This is a genomic window from uncultured Proteiniphilum sp. (assembly GCF_937873925.1).
Lineage (GTDB): Bacteria > Bacteroidota > Bacteroidia > Bacteroidales > Dysgonomonadaceae > Proteiniphilum.
Map to the genome: position 1 here is coordinate 1 of NZ_CALNAT010000021.1, position 3602 is coordinate 3602.

At 45.8% G+C, this 3602-nt stretch carries 3 protein-coding genes; all 3 read left to right on the forward strand.

Features of this window, described 5'->3' with window-relative positions; all coding sequences use genetic code 11:
* Positions 1-154 precede the first annotated feature (154 nt).
* The 3 genes from Q0502_RS01415 to Q0502_RS01425 all read left to right on the forward strand — a co-directional run bounded on the left by Q0502_RS01415 (position 155) and on the right by Q0502_RS01425 (position 3436).
* Positions 155-916: a polyprenol monophosphomannose synthase gene (locus Q0502_RS01415; protein ID WP_298646297.1), complete on the forward strand. Its 762-nt coding sequence runs from the start codon at positions 155-157 to the stop codon at positions 914-916.
* Positions 913-2253: a dihydroorotase gene (locus Q0502_RS01420; RefSeq protein WP_298646298.1), complete on the forward strand. Its 1341-nt coding sequence runs from the start codon at positions 913-915 to the stop codon at positions 2251-2253. Before Q0502_RS01415 ends, Q0502_RS01420 begins: the two co-directional genes overlap by 4 nt.
* A gap of 103 nt (positions 2254-2356) precedes the next feature.
* Complete coding sequence (locus Q0502_RS01425) at positions 2357-3436, forward strand: glycosyltransferase family protein (RefSeq protein ID WP_298646300.1); 1080 nt, start codon at positions 2357-2359, stop codon at positions 3434-3436.
* The last annotated feature ends 166 nt before the right edge of the window (positions 3437-3602 follow it).

The window sequence follows — 3602 nt, forward strand, 5'->3', positions numbered from 1 at the left end:
TATGAGCCCAACGAGCTACCAACTGCTCCACTCCGCGATCTGTTTTTCTTTAATTGGACTGCAAAGATAGAACCTTTTTTTCAAAAAACAAAATATTTCACGATCTTTTTTATTTATGGCTGAAAAACCGTACTTTTGGAAAAATTTCCCCTTTATGTCAGATAGTATTGTACTCATACCTACCTATAATGAAAAAGAGAATATCGAAAATATCATCAGGGCGGTTTTTGCTTTGGAGAAAGATTTTCATATTCTGGTGATCGACGACGGATCTCCCGACGGAACGGCTTCCATAGTACACACCCTGATCTCGGAAGAGTTTACCGGTCGTCTGTTTATTGAAGAAAGAAAAGGAAAGCTCGGCCTGGGTACAGCTTATATCCATGGCTTCAAGTGGGCATTGGCACGCTCTTACGATTATATTTTCGAGATGGACGCCGATTTTTCACATAATCCCGAGGATCTTCCCAGACTATATACCGCCTGTTATGACGAAGGATATGACCTTTCCGTGGGATCGCGTTATTCTACCGGTGTAAATGTGGTAAACTGGCCTATGGGACGCGTCCTGATGTCTTACTTTGCATCGAAATATGTGCGTTTCATTACCGGACTCAATGTAAAGGATACGACTGCCGGTTTTGTCTGTTACCGGCGGAAGGTATTGGAAACCATCGATCTCGACCGTATCAGATTTAAAGGATATGCTTTTCAGATCGAAATGAAATATACGGCCTATGTGCTCGGATTCAGTATAAAAGAAGTTTCCGTGATCTTTGTGAACAGAAGACTCGGTACCTCGAAGATGAACTCGAGCATTTTCGGCGAAGCATTTTTCGGTGTGATTGACCTGCGCTGGCGCAAAGCCACCGGGAAAATAAAACCGCAGTCTGAACTAATTGCTCATACATCATGATTCTTATTCATAAGGCTATAATTATCAACGAGGGAAGCAGTTTTACCGGATCACTGCTTCTGGAAGGCGAGAGGATTTCCCGTATTTTCAGGGAGGAGGTACCGGAAGCGGTATTGAATGCCTGCCGGCAGGTGATTGATGCCCGCGGCCTGTGGTTGATCCCGGGTGTGATTGACGACCAGGTACATTTTCGCGATCCGGGACTGACACACAAAGGAGATATCCATACCGAAAGCCGTGCGGCAGTGGCGGGAGGGGTGACTTCCTACATGGAAATGCCCAACACAAATCCTCAGACGGTCACCTGGGATGCTCTTTGCCAAAAGAGGGAGATGGCTGCCGGAAAATCGATTGCCAATTTCTCATTTTACCTGGGAGCTACCAATGATAATATGGAGGAACTGAAAAAAGCGGATCATAAGCAGATATGCGGAGTCAAGGTTTTTATGGGTTCCTCCACCGGGAATATGCTGGTGGATAACGATAAAGCGCTGCAGCGGATCTTTGCCGAAGTCGACACGCTGATTGCCACCCATTGTGAAAAAGAAGAAATCATCAGACGAAATATCGATCTTTATAAGAAAGAATATGGTGAATTTATTCCCGTCAAATATCATCCGCTGATCCGCAGTGCGGAGGCGTGTTACCAGTCGTCCGCCCGGGCCGTGGAATTGGCCGATAAATACGGCTCGAGGCTGCATGTACTGCATCTCTCTACTGCGCGTGAAACGGGCCTGTTTGATAGGAAGCCGTTAGAAGAGAAAAAGATCACGGCTGAAGTATGTGTACACCATCTTTGGTTCACGGATGCGGATTATGAAAAGCTGGGAACACGGATAAAATGGAACCCTGCCGTAAAAACAGCAGAAGACAGGGATGCTTTGCGGGAAGCATTGAAGACCGGTAAACTCGATGTCGTAGCCACCGATCATGCACCTCATTTGTTGAGTGAAAAAGAGGGTGGCGTTTTACAGGCTGCTTCGGGAGGACCGCTTGTGCAACATTCCCTGCAGGTCATGCTTGAACTGGTAAAAAAAGGATTCTATACCAAAGAACTGGTAACGGAAAAGATGTGCCATGCACCGGCACAATTGTTTCGGGTGAAGGAGAGAGGCTTCATCAGAGAGGGTTATTATGCCGATCTCGTGTTGATAGATCCCGCCAGGCCCTACACTGTCACCTCAGGGAACCTGTTCTATAAATGTGGTTGGTCGCCTTTTGAAGGGGAGACGTTCGGTTGTTCCGTATATACCACTTTCGTCAACGGAAATAGGGTCTACCAAAACGGGAAGGTGACTGAAGGAGTGTTTGGAAAAGCACTTGAATTCCACAGATAGCAAAAGGGTTCAGTCCGTTCATTATAATTAACCCCTTTTGTTACGGGATATGACGGACTTTTACTATTTTTGTGACGTAATTTCCATTAAAAAACCTTTACGAGTGAGATTTTTATTTACGGTGCAGGGTGAGGGGAGAGGGCACTACACGCAGGCGCTATCCCTGGCTGCTATCCTTCGTAAGCACGGGCACGAAGTGATTGCCGTGCTTATAGGAAAAAGTGATTCCAGGCAAACCCCGGCTTTCTTCATCAATAAGATCGAAGCTCCCTTGTTTGAATTCAGCAGCCCTAATTTCACCTCTTTCTACAAGCAGAAACGTCCCAATATTCTGATAAGCATGGCGAATAATATTTCCCGCCCTTTTGTTTTCAAGGACAGCCTGCAATTCATCAAACAGAAAATAGAAGAACTCAAACCCGATAAGGTGATCAATTTCTATGAGATGATCACCGGTATGGCGTATGGTATTTACCGCTTCGATAAAAAGATGGGAATAGAGATGATCACCCTTGCACACCAGTATGTACTGCTCAATCCTCACTATAAAACGACAGCCGACCAGGATGTGAAGTTCTATTTCCTGCGGATGCTTTCCAGGATCACCTCCACCCGGGCATCTAAGATCCTGGCGCTCTCCTTCAGGGATATGCCGGGGTCGAAACAGAAGAAGATCGTGACCGTTCCGCCTTTATTGCGAACCGAAGTGTTTCAGGTCGCACCTTCCGAAGGTGATTATATCCACGGTTACATGGTGAATGCCGGCTATTTTGACGAGGTGTCGGAGTGGCATAAAAAACATCCCGGCATTCCGTTGCGTTTTTTCTGGGATAAGAAAGGGGCGGAAGAGGTGACGCAGGTCGATGATAATTTCATTCTGTATAATCTGAATGATGAACGTTTCCTGTGGAGCATGGCCGGCTGTATGGGTTATGCCACCACATCGGGGTTTGAATCTCTGTGTGAAGCTCTCTATTACCGCAAACCTGTGCTTATGGTTCCCGTGCATGTGGAGCAGGAGTTCAACGCTTACGACGCAGGCCTCTCGGGAGTGGGTATTTCAGCGAAAAAATTTAAATTGAACAAGTTGATCGAATTTATACCCGAATACGCACCCGATGAGAATTTCAGGGAGTGGGTACATCAGGCCGAAGCCCGGTTTATCGGTGAAATCTGCGGGTAAATGCCAGTTCTCAGAGAGTTATAGTTCAATTGAAACTTCAGTATTAACTTATCTTTGGCACTAATATTCAATTACATCCAATATGTCGACTCACAATATATTATCTGCTATCTGATTGAAATAATCTATCGATTGTTTTATCCGGGGCAGGTTGTTCTCCCAGTCC